A 20,010-nucleotide genomic window follows, 5' to 3' on the forward strand; every position below is an offset into this window, starting at 1 on the left:
GGAACTCCGGCGTGACGAGGATGTTCGAGCTGCGGTTCACCTCGGCCACGGCCGGCTTGATGATCTTGGCGTTGAGCTGCTTGAAGTTCTCGTAATAGGCGCTGTCGTCCACCCCCATCAGCCGGCGGAAGATCTCGATGGGCCACCAGCCGGTCGAGCCCGTGCGCACGAAGCGGAAGCAGTTCTCATAGAGGGCCAGCGCGTGACCCGAGGTGAACCGCCGCTGGATGTTCAGGTTGATCAGCGCGAAGACCTTCGGGTCGTGCAGCTTCTCGGCCAGCGCGGGCGAATAGGCATATTCGCAGATCCCGCCCGCCAGCTTGGCATAGGAGAGCAGCGATGACACCCCCCATTCCTGGCGACCCTTCTGGTCGAGCATGTCCCATTCGGCCACCGTCTCTGCGAGGCTCCGAAGCGAGGCCTTCAACGTCTCCATGTCATTCGAGTTGTAGCCCACCATCAGGCAGAGCGTGCGCGCGTCGATCGAATGTTTCGGCCGCGTCATCAGATGGTCGTAGGCGTTGAGCAGCAGCACGTTCGACAGCTTGCGCTGCAGGAGCGTGAGCTTCCCAGAGACGTGGATCGCCGCCACGTTCTTCTTCACCGACTCGCGGCGAAGCGCGCCCGTCAACGCCTCGCGCGGAATCTCCACGAGGTTGCCCTGCGGCTCCCTGCTGCGGCCAGCGATCTTCTGCGCCATGCCCTGCCCTTGTTCTGCTCGGCTCTGATGATGCCGGAAAAGGGACCTTGCCTCAAGCCATCTTCAGGTACCGTTCTGCAGGATGACGGCCATCCCGGAAAAGGGTTCCTTCGGTGGCAGGCAGAGGAGCTTCAGGTACCAGTTTCCGGGATGCGCCCGTGGACACGGCGGGCACCGTCGGGTCCGGGAGGGGTCAAAGGCCCTGATCAGGCCGAATCGGGGCGTCTCGGAGTCGAATCATCCCGAGGAACGGTGCCCGTAGGCCCGGAATCGGATGCTCACGATCCCGGAAACAGGTGCCCGAGATACCGGGCACGGGTACCGGCGGTCCCGGAAACAGGTGCCATTGTTACGGCAAGTGTTTGGAATGCAGTGCATTTTGCGGCACAAAGATCATAAAGTTCTGAAAGAACCAACAAGCTTTGTCGTGCTGGCGCTGGAGGGAAGAAGGAAAAATTGCCGGGTTTCGCCTGCGAAACCTGCCAGTCTGCTGGGTTTCGCGCTCACCAGAGGAAGCGGATTCACATGTCCACTGTGATGTGCGATAGTTTCGGCAACAGACAACAAAACACGTGACATCGAGCTGAGGCGTGAGCATGACCCGGAAGAGCGACTTATCCCTGCCACCCTATTTCAACCTGGACCCCGCAGCATCCGCCGCGAAGCTCGGCAAGCCGGTGGACACCACGCGATTCGCAAAGGCGGCAGCTTTCTGTGGCCGTGGTCGCGATGATCTTGCGCGCAAGGGATACGCTCCGGATGGCAAGAAGCGGCTGCGCAAGTTCTCGACCTGGGAGATCTGCCGCTACCTGATTCCGGTGGCATCGTCGCATCTCCGCCGGGTGCTGCGCAACAATCCCGACCTGCCGCAGGGCGAAGGCGAAGGCGGCGCGAAGTGGTTCACGCTCGAGGAAGTCCTTGCGCTGCGAAACCACTTCGCTGAGGAGGGCGCCGCGAAGAAGGAGTATCGTCCCTTCCGGCCGGCGGGACTACCGGCGAAGGTCGTGGCGGTGGCGAACTTCAAGGGCGGCGTCGGCAAGACCTCGACCGCGGCGCACCTGGCCATGTCGGCGGCGCTCGACGGTTACCGGGTGCTGGTGATCGATCTGGACAGCCAGGGCTCGATGACCTCGATTATGGGCGGCAAGGTGGCGGACGAGTGGCAGACCGTGTTTCCGCTTCTGGCCAAGGATTACGCGCTTCACGTGCAGGAGGAGAACGAGGTCCGTGAGGCGCGGGGCGAAAGCCCCCTGCCCCTCGACGAGACCTTGACTGAGGCGCTGAAGATAACCGCGGCCGACGTCGTGCAGAAAACGCACTGGCCGACGATCGACCTGATCGGTGCGCAGTTGAACCTCTACTGGGCCGAGTTCCAGGTCCCGGTCTGGCGCATGATGTTGCGACGCTGGCCGCTCTGGGATGCGCTGACCGGGTTCCTCGGCCGCGAGGGGCTGCTCGATGATTATGACATCATCCTGCTCGATACGCCCCCTGCCCTTGGGTACCTGACGATCAACGCGCTGGCGGCGGCCGACATCCTTCTGGTGCCGCTCGGCGCCTCGTTCCTGGAATTCGACTCGACGGGTCGGTTCTTCGACATGCTCTATTCCACCTTCGCCTCCATCGAGGATGGTGAGAATGCTGCCCGCCGAACGGCGGGCCTGCCGGAAATGAAGTTCGAATGGGACGTGGTGCGCGCGCTGATCACCCGTTTCGACGCGAACCAGCAGACCGACCTCGCCAACGTCGTGCAGGCCTACTTCGGCGACTTCATGAACGCCTACCGTCAGGACTTCACGGCGCTGGTCGGGCAGGCAGGCGAGCAGGTGAACGGCATCTACGAGGCAGACTATCGCGACTTCAACCGCGAGACCTATGTCCGGGGGCGCGAGACGTTCGACCGGACCTATGCCGAGTTCAAGGAGATCCTGATCGGCTCGTGGTGGCGCGATCAGGCGATGCAGGAGAAGGAGGCGCGCAATGGCGAAGCGCAGACGGCTTGAGGCGCCCTCGGCGGCGGAACTGGAGGAACTCGAAACCGGTTTCGCCCGCGAAACCTCGGTGAGTTCCCGCCCCCCCATCGCGCAGGTGGCGGCGGATGCCGCCTCGCTCTCCATGCCCTTGCCCGCGACCGAGCGCGCCTCGGCCGCCCGCGACAGCGCGGATGCGTCGCGGCTGCGCCGGGCGGAGGCGGAAGGCCTGCTGCTGCTCGAGATCCCCTTGGCCGAGATCCGGGCGGACGACCTGACCCGCGACCGGCTGCGCGTGGATGGCGAGGAGATGGACGAGCTGCGCGCCTCGATCCGGGCGCACGGCCTGCGGCTGCCGGTGGAGGTGTTCGAGCGGCCCGAGGGGCAGGGCGAGCGCTTCGGGCTCATCTCCGGCTGGCGTCGGCTGTGGGCGCTTCGCTCGCTGCACGCCGAGACCGGTGAGGACCGCTATGCCGTGGTTCGCGCCCTGGTGCGCCGGCCTGCGGATGTCTCGGCGGCTTATGTCTCGATGGTCGAGGAGAACGAGATCCGCGCCGATCTCTCGCCCTACGAGCGCGGCCGCATCGCGGCACTCGCCGCAGGGCAGGGGGCCTTTGCCTCGGTCGAGGAGGCCGTGGATGTTCTCTTCGCGGCAGCCTCGAAGGCGAAGCGGTCGAAGATCCGCAGCTTCGCGCTGATCCACGAGGAACTCGGCGACCTCCTGGCGTTCGCGCCGGCTCTTGGGGAACGTCCCGGTCTGCGCCTCGCGCATGCGCTGCGCGGCGGCTATGCCACGGCGCTGCGCGAGGTGTTGGCGACAGGGCAGGGGACCGATGCCGAGGCGGAGTGGGCCCTGATGGAACCGCTGGTCAAGGCTGCCGAGGGCAAGGCGCTCGATCCGTCCCGTGGTGGCAGGCCGGCCCGCCGGCCCGTTCCCTCGATCGCCGATGTTTCGATCGAGCGCGCCGGCGATGGAAGGGGTTTCCTGCTGCGCCTGCAGGGACCCGATGTCGACGACCAGCTTGTCCAGCGTATTGCGACGGAGATCCGCCGCATGCTCGAGACGGGCAAGGTTTCGCCGGCGAAACCGGGCATGCCCTGATGCGGCACCAGCCCCTGCTGCAGTAGCGGAGGGGGCTGGACAGGCGGGAAAACTGGCAGCAGACTGAGAATGATCGGCCGCTCAACCGGGCGACGGGGGGCTTTGGATCGGTGCAAGTGCCGCCGTGACATGCCTGGAAAAACGGCTTCCAGCAAAGGTTTGCGGTCACAATGCGCAAAGTGGCGCAAAAATGACTGGCACTGCCCGCTTCCCGTAGGGGGTGCCGTCGCAGCGGTCTTGGAGGGGCTCTGCTTGTCGGCCGATCCGGCGGGCGGGGCGGGCGCGGGACGCACAGGTCCCTGCTGGAACCGTCGCCCGGGCGTGCCTACATCAATCGGCAGACCATAAGGGATCGACCGACCATGCGCCTCCTTCTAGCCATCCTGCTGCCCTGGCTGCAGTTCTTCACCATCGGCCGGCCCTTCGCCGGCATCATCTGCCTCATTCTGCAGATCACCCTGATCGGCTGGCTGCCCGCCGCGATCTGGTCGGTCTATGCGCTGAGCCAATACAAGACCGACCGGAAGATCGAGGCGGCACTGTCGCAGCGTCGCTGACGACCCGACACGCCGGCGGCCCACGCGCCGGCGTCCACCTCCCGCAATGGTCCGCGGCCGTGAGCCCGCAATCGCAACCTGCGGATTCCCGTAGGCTCCACGCCTCAGCGTGACATGATTTCGGGCTTTCCACAGGCACCGCTTGGTGAGACTGTCGCAGGCGCGATTTGTCGCAGCCGAGCGCCGGAAACGGGCCGCCCGCGAAAACCCGGGCCGGAAGGCGACGCAGTGTTCAAGGGAGGATCTCATGAAAAGCATCATCGTTTCGGGACTGGTCGCATGGGCGCTGGCGCTGCCCGCCTTGGCAGCGGACTACACGATCATGGCACCGGCCGCGCCGGGCGGCGGCTGGGACCAGACCGCGCGCACGATGCAGGACGTGCTGCAGGCCGAAGGCATATCGGACAGCGTGCAGGTCCAGAACGTCCCGGGCGCCGGCGGCACCGTCGGGCTGGCGCAGTTCGTGGCGGGCGCGGCGGGGGATCCCTCGCAGCTTATCGTCGGCGGCTATGTGATGGTGGGCGCGATCCTCACCAATGCCTCTCCCGTGGGGCTGGACGACGTGACGCCGATCGCGCGGCTGACGGGCGAGTATGAGGCGATCGTCGTCCCGGCGGCCTCGCCGATCCAGTCGGTCTCGGACCTCGTGGCGCAGCTGAAGGCTGATCCCGGCTCGGTCTCTTGGGCGGGCGGCTCGGCGGGCGGCGCCGACCACATCACCGTGGGGCTCTTCGCGAAGGCGGCGGGGGTCGACCCGACCAAGATCAACTACATCGCCTTCTCGGGCGGCGGCGAGGCGCTGGCCGCGATCCTCGGCAACCAGGTCACGGCGGGTGTCTCGAGCCTGGGCGAATTCCTTCCGCAGGTGCAGGCCGGCACGATGCGCCTGCTGGCCGTGACCTCCGACGAGCGGATCGCGGGCGTGGATGCCCCGACGCTGACCGAATCCGGGCTGGACGTCGTGCTGCAGAACTGGCGGATGGTCGCCGCCGCGCCGGGCCTGACCGACGAGCAGAAGGCCGCCGTCGCGGCCGACATCGAGAAGCTGAACGCCTCGGAGGGCTGGAAGGCCGCGCTGGAGACCAAGGGCTGGGCCAATACCTATCTGGCCGGCGCCGAGTTCGAGGCCCAGCTTGCCAAGGACACCGAGACGACCGAGGCCATCCTGCGGGACATCGGGCTGGTCAAATGAACCTGCGCTTTCCTGAGAAGCCGCGCCGCCCCGACGGGGCGGCGGCCGTCATCGGGATCCTGCTGGCCGCGCTCGGAGGGGTGATGCTCTGGGAAGGGTATCGCCTGCCGCAGCAGACCGGCTATGCCGGCGTGGGCCCCGCGGACGTGCCGAAGCTGGTCGGTTGGTGCCTGATGGCGCTTGCGGCCTGGACGCTGGCGGACGCGCTGCGCGGCCGGTTCGAGGCCCGGCCCCGCCAGCAGATCCCGCCGGTCTTGTGGATCGTGGGCGGGCTGGCGGCCCAGCTGATCCTTCTGACTGCGGCCGGGTTCTCGATCGCAAGCGGGCTGCTCTTTGCCTGCACGGCGCGGGCCTTCGGCGCGCGGCGGTTCTGGGTGACGCTGCCGGCAGGCTTTCTGTTTGCCCTGGTGGTCTATGGCGTGTTCGACCGGCTGCTGTCGCTGAACCTGCCGGCCGGGCTGCCGGAGCGGTTGGTGTACGGGGGCTAGATGGGCACGTTCGATTTCCTGTTGCAGGGCCTCGTGGTCGCGCTCGACCCGATGATCCTGTTCTATGCGCTTGTCGGCGTCACGCTCGGAACGGCGGTGGGTGTGCTGCCGGGGATCGGCCCGGCACTGACGGTCGCCCTGCTGCTGCCGGTGACCTACGGGCTCGATCCCGCGGGATCGCTCATCATGTTCGCGGGCATCTACTACGGCGGGATGTATGGCGGATCGACCACCTCGATCCTGCTGAACACGCCGGGGGAAAGCGCCTCGATCGTGACCGCGCTCGAGGGCAACAAGATGGCGCGCGCGGGACGCGGCGGCCCGGCGCTTGCCACCGCCGCCATCGGCTCGTTCGTGGCCGGCCTCATCGCGACGCTGCTGCTGGCCTTCCTGGCCCCCACGGTGGTGAAGCTTGCGCTGGTCTTCGGGCCGCGGGAGTATTTCGCGCTGATGGTGCTGGCTTTCATCACCGTCTCCGCCGCCTTCGGCGACAGCACCCTCAAGGGGCTGACCTCGCTCTTCGTCGGCCTGTCGCTGGCGGTGGTCGGCATCGACCAGCTTTCCGGGCAGGCGCGGCTGTCCTTCGGCGTGCCGCAGCTTCTGGACGGGGTCGAGGTGACGACGCTGGCGGTTGCGATGTTCGCGGTGGGAGAGGCGCTGTTCGTGGCGGGCCAGGGCCTCCGCCCCGAGGACCGGGTGATCCCGGTCAAGGGCTCGATCTGGATGACCGCCGCAGACTGGGGCCGCTCGTGGAAAAGCTGGCTGCGCGGCACGGTGATCGGCTTCCCCGTCGGCGCCATGCCGGCGGGCGGCGCCGATATCGCGACCTTCCTGTCCTATGCCGCCGAAAAGCGGATATCGAAACACCCCGAGGAGTTCGGCCACGGCGCCATCGAAGGCGTGGCCGGGCCCGAGGCCGCCAACAACGCCTCGGCGGCGGGGACGCTGGTGCCGCTGCTCACGCTGGGGCTGCCGACGACGGCGACGGCCGCGATCATGCTGGCCGGCTTCCAGCAGTTCGGCCTGCAGCCCGGCCCGCTGCTGTTCGCCACCAACCCCGAGCTGGTCTGGGGCCTGATCGCGAGCCTTCTGATCGCGAACGTGATGCTTCTCGTGCTGAACCTGCCGCTGATCGGCTTCTGGGTGAAGCTGCTGACCATTCCACGCCACTGGCTCTATGCGGGCATCCTGCTCTTTGCCACGCTGGGCACGATCGGGGTCAACCCCTCGCGCGTGGAGCTTGGCATGCTGCTGGCCTTCGGCATCCTCGGCTACCTGATGCGGATCTTCGGCTATCCGATCGCGCCGGTCGTGGTGGGCCTCATCCTCGGCCCGATGGCCGAGCAGCAGCTGCGCCGCGCGCTTGCCATCGCGCAGGGCGACGTGACGACGCTTGTCGCATCTCCCGTGGCCGCGACGCTGCTGGCCCTGGCGGCGGCGGCGCTGATCGTGCCGATGCTGATGCGGCGGTGGGGCAGGGGGGACATCCTGGTGAAGATTGCGGCCGACGAGGACTGAGCGCCTCAGCGCACGGCCCCGATGCAGTCGGCCCCGAGGCTTTCGGGCAGAACCGCCCGGCTGACGCCGGGCGTGGCTGTCAGGCGCAGCCGGTGGCGCAGGCGGCGCGAGATCGCGTCGATCACCAGCGTCAGCGCCACCATGCCCGACAGCAGCACGAGCGCGCGGTCGATCCGCAACTCCTGGATGGCAGCATCGACGTGGAAGCCCAGCGTTGCGACCCCGATCAGCCCGAAGATCGCGCTGTCGCGCACGATGATTTCCCACCGGTAGAGCAGCAGCGCGAGGATGTTGGCGAACAGCCGCGGCAGCAGCTCGTAGCCCCAGAGCGTGAGGCCGCGCGGCGCGTCGGGGCGCAGGGTCGCGCAGATCCCCTCGGACTGGCGGCCGAGAAGATGGGCGACGATGGCGCCGTTGTGCAGCCCCAGGGCCAGCACCGCCGGCAGCATCGAGGGTCCGAGGATTTGCAGCAGGATGAACGCCAGCATGTAGTCCGGCACGGTCCGGCCCAGCACAAGCAGCCCGTGGCCAAGCATGGCACCGATCCGGCCGGTGACGCGCGGCACGATCAGCGGAAAGCAGATCACCGCGACCACCGCCGTCAGGCCGAGCGCCACCTGCGACAGCACCAGCGTCGTCCAGATCCCGGGCAGCATCTGTCCCTCGACGATGCGCCCCAGCCAGCCGGGCAGCGCGGCCCAGTCGCCCTGCCGCAGCGGGGCGGGCACGATGTCCTCGGTCAGGAACCGCCAGATCACGCCCGAGCCCATCGGCGGCACCTCGACGCCCCTCAGAAGCCAGACCGACGCGGCAAGGTAGAGCGGCACCAGCGGCCAGCGCATCCACCGGCGCAAGGGAAGGATCAGTGCAAGATAGACCCCGAGCACCGCCGCGGCCTCGGCATAATAAAGCGCCTGGCGGAACTGGCTCTCCAGCAGGAAGCCGAGCGTCGGCAGGCCGATGAAGCCCAGCACGGCGGCCGAGCGCAGGCCGCATTCGATCCGGTAAAGCGTGTAGTTCGCCATGTCCCGCAGCACCAGCGGCAGCCGGGCATACAGCAGCCGCACCAATGGCCGCGTCGCCGGGGGCAGGGCGCGGTCGGCCGCGGGATCTGCCTCGTCGAGGTATTCCGCGAAGACCTTGGCGAAAATGCCGGCATAGGGCAGGCCGATGGCAAGGATGCCCGTCAGCGGCGACAGTCCCGTCACCTGCATCAGCAGCAGCGCCCAGAACAGTTCGTGGATCGAGCGGACGGCAATGCAGGCCGCGCGCACCGGCCAGAGCCGGTAGAAGGGCGCAAGCAGCAGGCCGGACCCCGCGCCCAGTCCGACGCCGCACAGGGCGAAGGCCACGGTCAGCCCGGCGGCCTCGGCCAGGGCTGCCAGGTCGGTCACGCGCGGGTGTAGCAGGCCCTCCGCCATCGCCGCCAGCATCCGGCCCGGATCGGGTCCGAGGATGCGCAGGTCGGCCAGCAACAGCGCCGCCAGCGTGAGCATCCCGAACAGCGCGAGCACTCTGCTGCGGCTGGCGCGCCGGGGGTCGTGTCGGGTGTCAGCGGGCATAGAGCGCGGCCAGATCCGCCGGGCCGACCTCGGTGGCCGGCCGGTCGAAGGCGATGCCGCCGGCCCTCAGGCCGACGATGCGCGTGGCATGGGCCAGCGCCAGATCGGTGTCGTGCAGCGCCATGACCACGGTCGGAAACCGACCGTTGAGCGCCCTGACCAGCGCGGCCGACTGTTCCTGATCGACGGCACTTACCGGCTCGTCGGCCAGCACGACGAGGCCGCCGCGCAACAGCGCGCGCGCCACCGCCGTGCGCTGCCGCTGCCCGCCCGACAGCGTTTCCACCGGTTGCGGCCCAAGGCCCTGAAGCCCGACCGTCTCCAGCCAGGGCGCCACCGCGGCGCGGGCGCGCCGCGTCGGCCGGATCAGGTTCCACAGGTTCGCGAGCGTGGAATGATCGTCCAGCACCCCCATCCAGACGTTCAGCTGCACCGAAAGCTGCGGCACCAGCCCGTGATCCTGCGGAACCAGCGCCAGCCGCAGCTGGCGGGCCTCGATCTGCCGCCGGATCGCCTCGACCAGCGTCGACTTGCCCGACCCCGACCGGCCGAGCAGTGCCACGCGCTCGCCCGCCTGCAGCTCGAAGCGCAGGTCCCGCAGGACGGGGCGGCCCGGCCAGCCGATCTCGGCGCCGTCGAAGCGGGCGAGGGCGGTCATTCCCCGATCAGGTCAAGCTGCCGCGCGGTTTCCTCGATCGGGGCGTAAAGGGCATTGTCCGCCGGGATGAACCCGGTGCGCGGGAACGAGGCGAGCAGCTCGGCATCGGTCATGCCGGTCAGCGCGGCCTGCACCTTGTCGATGAAGCCCGCGCCCCAACGCTCCTCGACATCGCCGCGGATCGTCCAGTTGTAGTCGGGGTAGGGCGGGGTCTTCCAGATCACCCGTGCCGTCTGGATCTCGGGCGCGCCCTCGGTCACCGCCTGCTCGTAGACCGAGTAGTTCAGCGCGCCGACCTGCCAGGCGCCCGAGGCGACGAGCCGCAGCGTCTGGCCGTGGTCGCCCGAGAAGCCGACGTTGGAGAAGAACGCCTCGGAGGCGCGGCCGGTCTGCTGGCGGATGTGAAACTCGGGCATCAGCCGCCCCGAGGTCGAGGTCTGCGCCCCGAAGGTGAACGAGAGGCCCTCGGCTGCCTTCGGGAAATCCGGACCCTCGGTCAGGCCGGTGGCGGTGTTGGCGATGAAGTAGGTCACGAAGGCCGCATCTTCCGCGCCCTGCGCGATGGCGCGGCTGCCCGGCACCAGAAGCCGTGCCTGCACGCCCGACAGCCCGCCGAACCACGCAAGCTGCACCTGATCGTTGCGGAAGGCCGTGACCGCCGCCGCATAGCTCTTGACCGGCACATAGCGCACCTCGACCCCGAGCGTCTGCGAAAGATAGGCCGCAACACGGTCGAAGCGTTCGGTGAGGCGCGTGTCGTCGTCATCCGGGATCGCCGAGAAGTAGAGCACCGGCGCCTGCTCGGCGCGAACGAGGGCCGGCGCCACCGGCAGCGCGGCAAGACCGGCCAGCAGGCTGCGGCGGCGGATGGTCGAGGGGACGGTGGGCAGCATGGGAGTCGCGCCTTTCGATTGGGGTGCGAGGCGCTCATACGACGCGGGGATCGTCTTGAGAAGTCAGCTCGGGACGGCAGCGGCATCCGCCCGCCGTGCCGCGCTTGCAGGTGCCGCCTGATGCCGGGGCAGGCGCAGGAAGACCACCGCCGGATTGCCCAGGCCCTCGCGTCGCGCGTCCCGCGCCATCCGGGCGAGCGTCGTGACGAGGCTGCGCTGCCCCGGTCGCGCCACATGGGCGCAGATCAGCACTTCCGCGTCGTCAGGCACGCCAGCGGCGCGGAATTCGTCGGCGACCTCGTCCAGCCGATGCATCGCCATGTAAAGTGCGACCGTCGTTCCCGGCCGGGCGAGCGCGGCCAGATCCGGCTTGCGGTCGCCGGGGCGGCAGGTGGCGGTGGCGAGGACCAGCCGATCGGTCGCGCCCCGCTCGGTCAGCGGGCGGCAGAGCGCGGCCGCCGCGGCACTGGCCGCGGTGATGCCGGGGATGATCTCCACCTCGATGCCGAAGGCGCGGGCAGCGGCGATCTCCTCGCAGGCGCGGCCGAAGACGGAGGGATCGCCGGACTTGAGCCGCACCACGGCAAGCCCGGACAGCGCGGCGGCGGTGATCGTCGCATCGATGCGCTCCTGCGGCCAGTCATGCGCGCCGACCTCCTTGCCGACGAAGACGCGGCGCGGACCCGGCCCGGCCATCTCCAGCACCTCCGGCTCGACCAGCCGGTCGTGGAAGATCACGTCGGCCTGCCGCATTCTTTCCACCGCGCGGAAGGTCAGGAGATCGGCGGCGCCGGGACCGGCGCCGACAAGGCTGATCCGGCCGGGGCGGAGGCGCTCGGCGGCGAAGGGTTCGGGCTGGGAGGGCTGGAAGGTCATTCGGCGGCCTCGCATCTGGCGGAGTGAAGCTGGATCAGGGATCGAAGCTCGGGGCGGCAGGAGCCGCAGTTCGTGCCCGCGCCAAGCGCAGCGCCGAGCGCTTCGACGGTGATCAGGCCGCCGTCGGCGATGGCACGGGCGATGGTGTTCACGCCGATCCCGAGGCAGGCGCAGACCGTGGCGCCTTCGTCGGCGCGGCCAGCGCCGGGACGACCGGCGAGCAGGCCGGGGTCCGCCACGGCGCCGAGGAGGGTCGCGACATGGGCGCGCTGCAGGGCGACCGGGTCCGGCCCCGCGAACAGCGCGGCCCTCAGCCGGCCATCCTGCAGGAAGGCCATGCGGATCAACCCGCGCGCCGGATCGCGGGCGACCACCGGCTCGACCGCCAGCCCGAAAAGGTCGCGGGCGAAGGCGTTCCAGTCCGCGGGCATCTCGGTTCCGGCCAGTTCCGCCTGCGTGCCCAGCGGCAGCGTCGCCCGCGCCCAGTAGGGGCAGGAGGGACGAAGCGCACCGTCGGAAAGGGCAAAGCCATACCAGCGCGCCGGGAACGGCCGGATCGAGACGACCGCCGACTTGTTCGCAGGCTGGCCCGAGACCGGATCGGTCGCCGCTTCCACCAGCGCGCCGATCCGTCCCGAGGGCGCGGTCTCGCCTGTCCAGTGGATCGGCGCGAAGGGCTGGCCGGGCTGCACGCGCGCCGTCACCAGCACGCGCAGGATCGCCCTGCCATGCGTGTTCCCCACCTCTGCCAGCGTGTCGGGCTTCAGGCCGAGACGGGCGGCGTCGGCCGGGTGGATCTCGATGAAGGGCTCGGCGAGATGCCGTCCAAGGCGCGGCGAGCGGCCGGTGCGGGTCATCGTGTGCCAATGATCGCGCACCCGCCCCGTGTTCAGCCGGAACGCGCCCCCTGCCGGGAGCTTTGGCGCAACCGGGATCATCCGCGCGCGGCCGTCGCTGGTGTGGAAGCGGCCGTCACCGAAGAAGCGCCCGCCCTGTCGGGCGCCCGCGCGGGGCCAGAGGAAGGGGTCCAGCTCGTCGTAGTCAATGCCGCTGATCCCTCCGAGGTCCGAGATGTCGAAGTCGCCGCCAAGGCGCCCCGCCACGCCCGAAAGGTCGGCGTGCTCGCGGAAGATCTCAGCGGCGGTCTCCCAGCCGAAGGCCTCGGGCCAGCCCATGCGCGCGCCGACCTCGGCGAGGATGCGCCAGTCATCGCGGGCGCGGCCGGGGGCGGGCAGGGCTGCCCGCTGGCGGCTGATCCGCCGTTCGGAGTTCGTGACCGTGCCGTCCCGTTCGCCCCAGCCGGTGGCCGGGAGCAGCACATGCGCGAGGCGCGCGGTGTCCGTTGTGGCAAAGAGGTCCGACACGACGGAGAATTCGCAGGCCCCGATGGCGCGGGCCACCCGGTCCGCCTCGGGCATCGAGACGGCGGGATTGGTGCAGATGATCCAGAGCGCCTTGATCCGGCCGTCCTCGACGGCGTGGAACAGGTCCACCGCCTTCAGCCCCGGCCGCTCGGCGATACGCGGGGCGTTCCAGAAGGCGCGCACCGCCTCGCGATGTGCCGGGTTCTCGATATCGAGATGACAGGCGAGCATGTTGGCCAGCCCGCCCACCTCGCGCCCGCCCATGGCGTTCGGCTGCCCGGTGATGCTGAACGGCCCCATGCCGGGGCGTCCGATCCGGCCGGTCGCGAGATGGCAGTTGAGGATCGCGTTCACCTTGTCCGTGCCGCTGTCGGACTGGTTCACCCCCTGCGACCAGAGCGTCACGGTGCGCTCGGTCCCGATCCAGAGGTCGAGGAAGCGCCCGAGGTCGGCCTCGGAGAGGCCCGTTGCGGCGCCGTCAGCGAGCTTGGCCGCGGCCAGCGCGGCGTCGAACCCCTCGACGTGAGAAAGATAATCGGGATCCGTTGCGCCCCGACGGTGGATCTCGGCGAGAAGCCGGTTGAACAGGACCGCGTCCGATCCCGGTGCCACGGCCAGATGCAGGTCGGCCAGATCGCAGGTCGCGGTGCGGCGCGGGTCCACCACGACGATCCGCATCTCCGGCCGCGCCTCCTTCGCCGCCGCCAGCCGGCGGTAAAGCACCGGATGGCACCAGGCGAGGTTCGACCCCACCAGCACGACGAGGTCGGCCAGCTCCAGATCCTCGTAGAGCCCCGGCACGGTGTCGCTTCCGAAGGCCCGGCGATGGCCGGCCACCGACGAGGCCATGCAGAGCCTTGAATTTGTATCGATATTGGCAGAACCGATGAAACCCTTCATCAGCTTGTTGGCGACATAGTAATCCTCGGTCAGCATCTGCCCCGAGACGTAGAAGGCGACCGACTCCGGCCCGTGGCGCTCGATGGCCTGCGAGAACCGCTCGGCCACCAGAGACAGCGCCTCGTCCCAACCGTCCTCGCGCCCTCCGATCCGGGGCGCGAGCAGGCGTCCCTCTGTCCCCACCGTCTCGCCAAGCGCCATGCCCTTGACGCAGAGCATGCCGCGATTGGCCGGATGATCCGGATCGCCCGCGATGTACAGCCCGCCTTGCCCATTGGGCGTGGCGAGCACGCCGCAGCCCACCCCGCAATAGGGGCAGGTCGTGCGCACCGCCTGCCCTGGGGGCGGCAGGGGAGGGGAGGGGGCCGTCACGCCGCGCTCCGACGCTTCAGAAGTGCCGCGTCAAGGAAGATCCTCCCGCCCTCGACCTTGGCCGCGAAGGTGCGGATGCGGCCCTTGTCGGCACCCTGCGCCTCGCCGGTGTTCATGTCGAACACCCAGCCGTGCAGCGGGCAGGTGACCCGGTCCCCGTGCACGAGGCCCTCGGACAGCGGGCCGCCGCGGTGCGCGCAGCGGTCCTCGAGTGCGAAGACCCGGTCATCCGCGGTCCGGAAGACGGCGACGCAGCCTTCCGAAGTCCGCACCACCCGGGCGCCTTGCGCCGGGATGTCCTCCAGCGCGCCGATGTCGATGTAGAGGGTCATTCCGCAGCCTCCAGCGTCAGGTCGGCGAGCGGGCCCCACTTGGCGCGCTCGGTCGGGGCGGCATGTTCCGCCCAGGGGTCGCGGCGATAGACCGACTGGCTGATCTCGAACCGCTCGCAGAGCGCCCGGCGCATGACGGGATCCTCCACGACCTGCGACTTCACCCAGTCCAGCCCCACCTTCGCCACCCACTTGTAAGGCCGGTCCAGGTAACGCGCGCTCTCGCGGTAGAGCTGGATGAAGGCGGTGATGATCTCCACCGCCTCGTCCGCCGAGGGCGTGGTGGCGAGAAGCTGCGTCTCCTTCAACTCCATCCCCGCCGCGCCCGCCACGCCGATCTGGAAGCCGGAATCCACGCAGACCACGCCGACATCCTTGCAGGTCGCCTCGGCGCAATTGCGCGGACAGCCCGAGACCCCGAGCTTCACCTTGTGAGGCGTCCACGAACCCCAGAGCAGCTTTTCCAGCCGGATGCCGAGCCCGGTCGAATCCTGCGTGCCGAAACGGCAGAATTCCGAGCCTACGCAGGTCTTTACCGTGCGCAGACCCTTGGAATAGGCGTGCCCGGACACCAGCCCCGCCGCATTGAGGTCGGCCCACATCGCCGGCAGATCCTCCTTCCGCACGCCCAGAAGGTCGATGCGCTGTCCGCCGGTCACCTTGACCATCGGCACGGCATATTTCTCGGCCGCATCCGCGATCGCGCGCAACTCGGCCGGCGTGGTGACGCCGCCCCACATCCGGGGCACGACGGAATAGGTGCCGTCCTTCTGGATGTTCGCGTGATTGCGCTCGTTCACCAGTCGCGACTGGCGATCATCCTGATATTCGAGCGGCCATTCGGAAATCAGGTAGTAGTTCAGCGCCGGCCGGCAGGAATGGCAGCCGCCTACCGTCTTCCAGCCCAGTTCCTGCATCACCGCGGGGATCGACTTCAGACCCATCGAGTGGATCAGGCGGCGCACGTCCTCGTGGCTCATCCCGGTGCATTTGCACATGGCCTGCGCTGCAGGCTTCACGAAGCTTTCGCCCAGTGTCGCCGCCATGACCTGCTCGACCAGACCCGTGCAGGTGCCGCAGGAGGAGCTGGCCTTGGTCTCTGCCCGCACGGCATCGAGCGTCACCGCCCCGCCCAGCACCGCATCGACGATCCGGCCCTTGCAGACGCCGTTGCAGCCGCAGATCTCCGCCTCAGGCGGCAAGGCTGCAACGGCCGCCAAAGGGTCCGGCGCGGTTCCTCCCTGATAGGCCGGGCCGAAGATCAGCGTGTCGCGCATCGGCGAGATGTCGGTTCCGTCCTTCATCAGGCTTGCGAACCACGCCCCGTCGCCCGTGTCGCCATACATCACCACGCCCAGGATGCGGTTGTCCTGCAGCACGAGACGCTTGTAGATCCCGCGCCCCGGATCACGGAACAGGATGTCCTCGCGCCCCTCGCCATCGGCGAAGTCGCCGGCCGAGAACAGGTCGCAGCCCGTGACCTTCAGCTTCGTCGCGGTCTGGACCGGGCGGAAGGCGGCCTCCTCGCCCAGCAGGGTCCGCGCCGCAACCTTCGCCTGGTCGTAAAGCGGCGCCACCAGCCCGAAGAGTTGCCCGTCATGTTCCACACATTCGCCGAGCGCGAGGATCGCCGGGTCCGAGGTCCGCATCGCGTCATCGACGACCACGCCGCGGTTCACCTCGAGATGCGCGTCATTCGCAAGTCGCACTTCGGGACGGATGCCCACGGCCATGCAGACGATGTCGGCGGGGTAGACCATGCCATCCTCCAGCAGCACCGCCTCGACGCGGCCCTTCCCGAGGATCGCCTTCGTCGCGCCCTTGCAGTGCACCCGGATGCCGCGCCGCTCCAGGTCTTTCTGCAGAAGGTAGCCGGCTGCAGGGTCAAGCTGGCGTTCCATCAGGTGCCCCATCAGATGGATCACCGTCACCTTCGCGCCGCGCGCGGCCATACCTGCCGCCGCCTCGAGGCCCAGCAGGCCGCCGCCGATCACCACCGCGTCCCGTCCCGCCAGACCGGCGGCGATCATCGCCTCGGTGTCTTCGAGGTCGCGGTAGGTCACCACGCCCGGCAGATCCTTGCCCGGCACCGGCAGGATGAACGGGGCCGAGCCCGTCGCGATCACCAGCCGGTCATAGGGCACGCCGCCTGCATTGGAATAGACCACCCGGTTCGCCCGGTCGATCCGCACCACCGGCTCGCCGAAGCGGCAGTCGACGCCATGCGCCGCGTACCAGTCCCCATCGTGCGTGACGATGTCCTCGTAGGTCTTCTCGCCCGACAGCACCGGCGACAGCATCAGCCGGTTGTAGTTGCCACGCGGTTCGGCGTTGAACAGCGTGACGTCGAAGGCATCGGGAGCGGCCTCGAAGACATGCTCCAGCATCCGGCCGGAGGCCATGCCGGCCCCGACCACCACAAGTCTCTGTTTCATGGGCTTACTCCGCGGCTTCGACGAAGCGGTGGCGTTCATAGAGGAAGCGCAGCACGCTTTCGCGCGCCCGCACGTAATCCGGGTCCGAGGCCAGCGCGATCCGGTCGCGCGGTCGGTCGATGTCGACTTCCAGCACCTCGCCGATGCTGGCGGCGGGGCCGTTCGTCATCATCACGATGCGGTCCGCGAGCAGCACGGCCTCGTCCACGTCATGGGTGATCATGATCATGGTGTTCTTCAGCCGGGCATGGATCGCCATGACCGCATCCTGCAGATGCGCCCGCGTCAGCGCGTCGAGCGCCCCGAACGGCTCGTCGAGAAGCAGGATCTTCGGCTCCATGGCAAGGGCACGAGCGATGCCGACGCGCTGCTTCATCCCGCCCGAGATCTCGCCCGGCAGCTTGTCCTTCGCGTGACCCATCTGCACCAGATCGAGGTTCTGCATGATCCAGTCGTGCCGCTCGGCCCGCGAGCGGGTGGAGCCGAAGACCTTCGACACGGCGAGCTTCACGTTGTCGTAGACGCTCAGCCACGGCAGAAGGCTGTGGTTCTGGAACACGATGGCGCGGTCAGGACCGGGAGCGTTCACCTCGCGGCCTTCGAGCGTGATGGCTCCGGTGGTGACCTGCGTCAGCCCGCCGATCAGGTTGAGCAGGGTCGATTTCCCGCAGCCCGAGTGGCCGATGATCGAGACGAATTCTCCCTTTCCGATCCCGAGATGGACGCCGTCCAGCACGGGAATTCCGCCGGAAAAGCTTTTCGTGATGTTGTCGATCTTGAGGTAGTTCATCCGCGTTCCCTCCTCAGGCCATGGTTGCGCGCGAGACCACGCGGCCGAGAAGCGCCACCAGACGGTCGAGCACGAAGCCCGTGACCCCGATGTAGGCGAGCGCCACGATGATGTCGGTCAGCATGGAGGAATTCCAGGCATCCCAGATGAAGAAGCCGATGCCGACGCCCCCGGTCAGCATCTCGGCCGCCACGATGGCGAGCCAGGCGAGGCCCACGCCGATCCGCAGGCCCGAGAAGATGTAGGGCGCCGCGGCGGGCAGCATGATCTTGAAAAAGAACTCCAGATGGTTCAGGCGCAGCACGGCCGCGACGTTGCGGTAGTCCTGCGGGATGGCGCGGACGCCCGCTGACGTGTTGATGATCACCGGCCAGATCGCGGTGATGAAGATCACGAAGATCGCCGAGGGGCCGCTGTCCATGAAGGCTGCGAGGCTGATCGGCAGCCACGCCAGCGGCGGCACCGTGCGCAGCACCTGGAACAGCGGATCAAGGCCGCGCATCAGCCAGAGCGACTGCCCGATCACGGCGCCCACGAAGATGCCCACCAGCGCGGCAAGGCCGAAGCCGATGCCCACGCGCTGCAGCGAGGTCAGCGCCCGCCAGCCAAGGCCCATGTCCTGCGAGCCCGCCACATAGAACGGCTGCAGGATCAGGTCGCGGCTCTGCTCCCAGACATCGCTGGGTGCCGGCAGGGCCGATCCGCCGCCGGCACAGGCCAGTTGCCAGACGGTCAGCAGCGCCAGCATCACGAGCGCGGGCGGCAACATCTGCTCGACGACCATCCGGCGCAGGCCGGTCAGGCGTCCGCGCGGCGTGGCGCGCGGGAGCCGCACCACCTGTGCGGCGGGCGCCGGCCGGGGGGCGGCGGCGGAGGCGGAGGAGGCGGAGGTCTTCCGGTTCAGGGCGGTCACGGTCATCGCTGCCTCCTCACGCCACGGCCTTGATGGCGAGGCTGGCCAGATAGGCCTCGGGGTCGGCCGGGTCGAAGGTCTTGCCGTCGAAGAAGGTCTCGACCCCGCGGCTGTCGCCGAAGCCCGTCGTGTCGAAGCCCAGTTCGCGCGCGGCCTCGAGCCAGAGATCCGAGCGGTTCGTTCGCCCGACCAGCGCCGCGGCGTCGAGATCGCCGGGCAGATAGCCCCAGCGCTTGTTCTCGGTGATGAACCAGCTGTCGAGCGACTTCCACGGGAAGGAGGTCTCGCCCCGCTCGCCCCAGAACTTCATCGCGAGATCGGGACGGCTTTCCTGCCGGCCGTTGCCATAGTTGATCTCGCCCTTCAGGCGGCCGATGATGTCCTTGGCCGGAACCTTGTACCACTGCCGGCCCGAGACGATCTTTGCCATCTCGTCCTTGTTGGCCGGATCCTCGCACCAGATCTGCGCCTCCATGACCGCCATCAGGATCGCCTTCGCCGCGTTGGGATGGGCGTCGACCCAGTCCGCCCGCATCGCCAGGACCTTCTCGGGATGGCGCGCCCAGATCTCTCCGGTGGTGGTGGCGGTGAACCCGATGCCCTGGTTCACCAGCTGCTCGTTCCACGGTTCGCCCACGCAGAAGGCCTCCATGTTGCCGACCTTCATGTTGGCCACCATCTGCGGCGGCGGCACCACGATCAGGTCCACGTCGCGGTCGGGATCGATGCCGCCCGCCGCCAGCCAGTAGCGCATCCACAGATCATGCGTGCCGCCCGGGAAGGTCATCGCCATCGGCACCTCGGCGCCGGAAGCCTTTTTCGCCGCAAGGATGGGCTTGAGCGGCGAGGAGTCCAGGCCGACGCCGAGATCGGCATGGGCGCGGGCGACCGATATGCCCTGGCACTGCTCGTTCAGGTTGAGAAGCGTGTACATCGGCAGCGGCCGGCCGTTCTGCATCACCTTGCCGGTCGAATAGAGGTGCACCTTCGGCCGCAGGATGTGTCCGCCGTCGATGCCGCCGTTGGCGCCGCCAAGCGCCATGTTGTCCCGGGTGGCGCCCCAGCTGGCCTGCTTCTCGATCGCCATTTCACTCATGCCGTGGCGGGCGAAAAATCCCTTTTCCTGCGCGATGATAAGCGGGGCGCTGTCGGTCAGGGCGATGTAGCCGAGGCGCGCGCCGGGCACCTCCGGCGCGGCGGGGGCGGCCCAGGCGCCTCCCGGCAGAAGCGACCGGGCGGCGGCGACGGTGGCGGCAAGGCCGGCGGTCTTCAGGAAGGATCGGCGGGTGCTGGTCCTGAGGGCTGTCATCGGGCTGTCCTTTCGGAACTTGCGGAACGAAAAAAGCCACCGCATGCGCAGCCCGAAGGGGCACGCGAGCTGGTGGCGT

The 20,010-nt window shown here is 68.8% G+C and carries 17 protein-coding genes (1 of these 17 running past the window's edge); 6 read left to right on the forward strand and 11 right to left on the reverse strand.

Translation table 11 applies throughout. From position 1 onward, the window contains the following. Nucleotides 1-700, reverse strand: partial view of a replication initiation protein gene (locus CK951_RS18265; protein WP_096787642.1) — the 5' portion only. Its footprint begins 614 nt before the window's first position; only the first 700 of its 1,314 coding nucleotides appear in the window; its start codon is at nt 698-700; the stop codon falls past the left edge of the window. A gap of 596 nt (nt 701-1,296) precedes the next feature. Here CK951_RS18265 and CK951_RS18270 point away from each other — a divergent pair. From CK951_RS18270 to CK951_RS18295, 6 genes are all read left to right on the forward strand, one after another. Next, on the forward strand, nt 1,297-2,703 hold the full coding sequence (locus CK951_RS18270) for an AAA family ATPase (RefSeq protein ID WP_096787643.1): 1,407 nt from the start codon (nt 1,297-1,299) through the stop codon (nt 2,701-2,703). Then, complete coding sequence (locus tag CK951_RS18275; RefSeq protein WP_096787644.1) at nt 2,681-3,772, forward strand: ParB N-terminal domain-containing protein; 1,092 nt, start codon at nt 2,681-2,683, stop codon at nt 3,770-3,772. Before CK951_RS18270 ends, CK951_RS18275 begins: the two co-directional genes overlap by 23 nt. Nucleotides 3,773-4,134: 362 nt before the next feature. Beyond that, nucleotides 4,135-4,329 carry a YqaE/Pmp3 family membrane protein gene (locus CK951_RS18280; protein WP_096787645.1) on the forward strand — a complete coding sequence of 65 codons (195 nt, stop codon included), beginning with the start codon at nt 4,135-4,137 and terminating at the stop codon, nt 4,327-4,329. 247 nt (nt 4,330-4,576) lie between these two features. Further along, complete coding sequence (locus CK951_RS18285) at nt 4,577-5,521, forward strand: tripartite tricarboxylate transporter substrate binding protein (RefSeq protein WP_096787646.1); 945 nt, start codon at nt 4,577-4,579, stop codon at nt 5,519-5,521. Further along, the gene (locus CK951_RS18290) at nt 5,518-6,009 is read left to right on the forward strand and encodes a tripartite tricarboxylate transporter TctB family protein (protein WP_096787647.1); all 492 of its coding nucleotides are present in this window, start codon (nt 5,518-5,520) and stop codon (nt 6,007-6,009) included. Before CK951_RS18285 ends, CK951_RS18290 begins: the two co-directional genes overlap by 4 nt. Further along, nucleotides 6,010-7,527 (forward strand): tripartite tricarboxylate transporter permease, encoded by a 1,518-nt coding sequence (locus CK951_RS18295; RefSeq protein WP_096787648.1) that lies wholly within the window; start codon nt 6,010-6,012, stop codon nt 7,525-7,527. Between the two features lie 5 nt (nt 7,528-7,532). On the opposite strand, the gene CK951_RS18300 is transcribed toward CK951_RS18295, so the two are convergent. The 10 genes from CK951_RS18300 to CK951_RS18345 form a co-directional block, all read right to left on the reverse strand. Further along, nucleotides 7,533-9,041 (reverse strand): ABC transporter permease, encoded by a 1,509-nt coding sequence (locus CK951_RS18300; RefSeq protein WP_232520739.1) that lies wholly within the window; start codon nt 9,039-9,041, stop codon nt 7,533-7,535. 37 nt (nt 9,042-9,078) lie between these two features. After that, entirely contained in the window at nt 9,079-9,747 is a 669-nt protein-coding gene (locus CK951_RS18305; protein ID WP_096787650.1) for an ATP-binding cassette domain-containing protein, read from the reverse strand. Continuing rightward, nucleotides 9,744-10,640 carry a putative selenate ABC transporter substrate-binding protein gene (locus CK951_RS18310; RefSeq protein ID WP_096787651.1) on the reverse strand — a complete coding sequence of 299 codons (897 nt, stop codon included), beginning with the start codon at nt 10,638-10,640 and terminating at the stop codon, nt 9,744-9,746. The genes CK951_RS18305 and CK951_RS18310 overlap by 4 nt, the downstream gene beginning before the upstream one ends. A gap of 63 nt (nt 10,641-10,703) precedes the next feature. Continuing rightward, nucleotides 10,704-11,516 (reverse strand): uroporphyrinogen-III C-methyltransferase, encoded by an 813-nt coding sequence (cobA, locus tag CK951_RS18315; protein ID WP_096787652.1) that lies wholly within the window; start codon nt 11,514-11,516, stop codon nt 10,704-10,706. Further along, the gene (locus CK951_RS18320; RefSeq protein ID WP_232520740.1) at nt 11,513-14,152 is read right to left on the reverse strand and encodes a nitrate reductase; all 2,640 of its coding nucleotides are present in this window, start codon (nt 14,150-14,152) and stop codon (nt 11,513-11,515) included. Before CK951_RS18320 ends, cobA begins: the two co-directional genes overlap by 4 nt. Further along, a complete protein-coding gene (nirD, locus tag CK951_RS18325; RefSeq protein ID WP_096787653.1) occupies nt 14,149-14,484 on the reverse strand; it encodes a nitrite reductase small subunit NirD in 336 nt (111 codons plus the stop codon). The genes CK951_RS18320 and nirD overlap by 4 nt, the downstream gene beginning before the upstream one ends. Beyond that, nucleotides 14,481-16,919 (reverse strand): nitrite reductase large subunit NirB, encoded by a 2,439-nt coding sequence (gene nirB / locus CK951_RS18330; protein ID WP_096787654.1) that lies wholly within the window; start codon nt 16,917-16,919, stop codon nt 14,481-14,483. The genes nirD and nirB overlap by 4 nt, the downstream gene beginning before the upstream one ends. A gap of 4 nt (nt 16,920-16,923) precedes the next feature. Further along, nucleotides 16,924-17,709: an ABC transporter ATP-binding protein gene (locus CK951_RS18335; protein ID WP_096787655.1), complete on the reverse strand. Its 786-nt coding sequence runs from the start codon at nt 17,707-17,709 to the stop codon at nt 16,924-16,926. A 13-nt stretch (nt 17,710-17,722) separates the two neighbouring features. Then, nucleotides 17,723-18,628 carry a nitrate ABC transporter permease gene (ntrB, locus tag CK951_RS18340; protein ID WP_096787656.1) on the reverse strand — a complete coding sequence of 302 codons (906 nt, stop codon included), beginning with the start codon at nt 18,626-18,628 and terminating at the stop codon, nt 17,723-17,725. A gap of 10 nt (nt 18,629-18,638) precedes the next feature. Then, on the reverse strand, nt 18,639-19,931 hold the full coding sequence (locus tag CK951_RS18345; RefSeq protein ID WP_232520741.1) for a CmpA/NrtA family ABC transporter substrate-binding protein: 1,293 nt from the start codon (nt 19,929-19,931) through the stop codon (nt 18,639-18,641). Nucleotides 19,932-20,010 lie beyond the last annotated feature (79 nt).

This window comes from Rhodobacter sp. CZR27, assembly GCF_002407205.1.
In the GTDB taxonomy this organism is placed as follows: Bacteria; Pseudomonadota; Alphaproteobacteria; order Rhodobacterales; family Rhodobacteraceae; genus Cereibacter_A.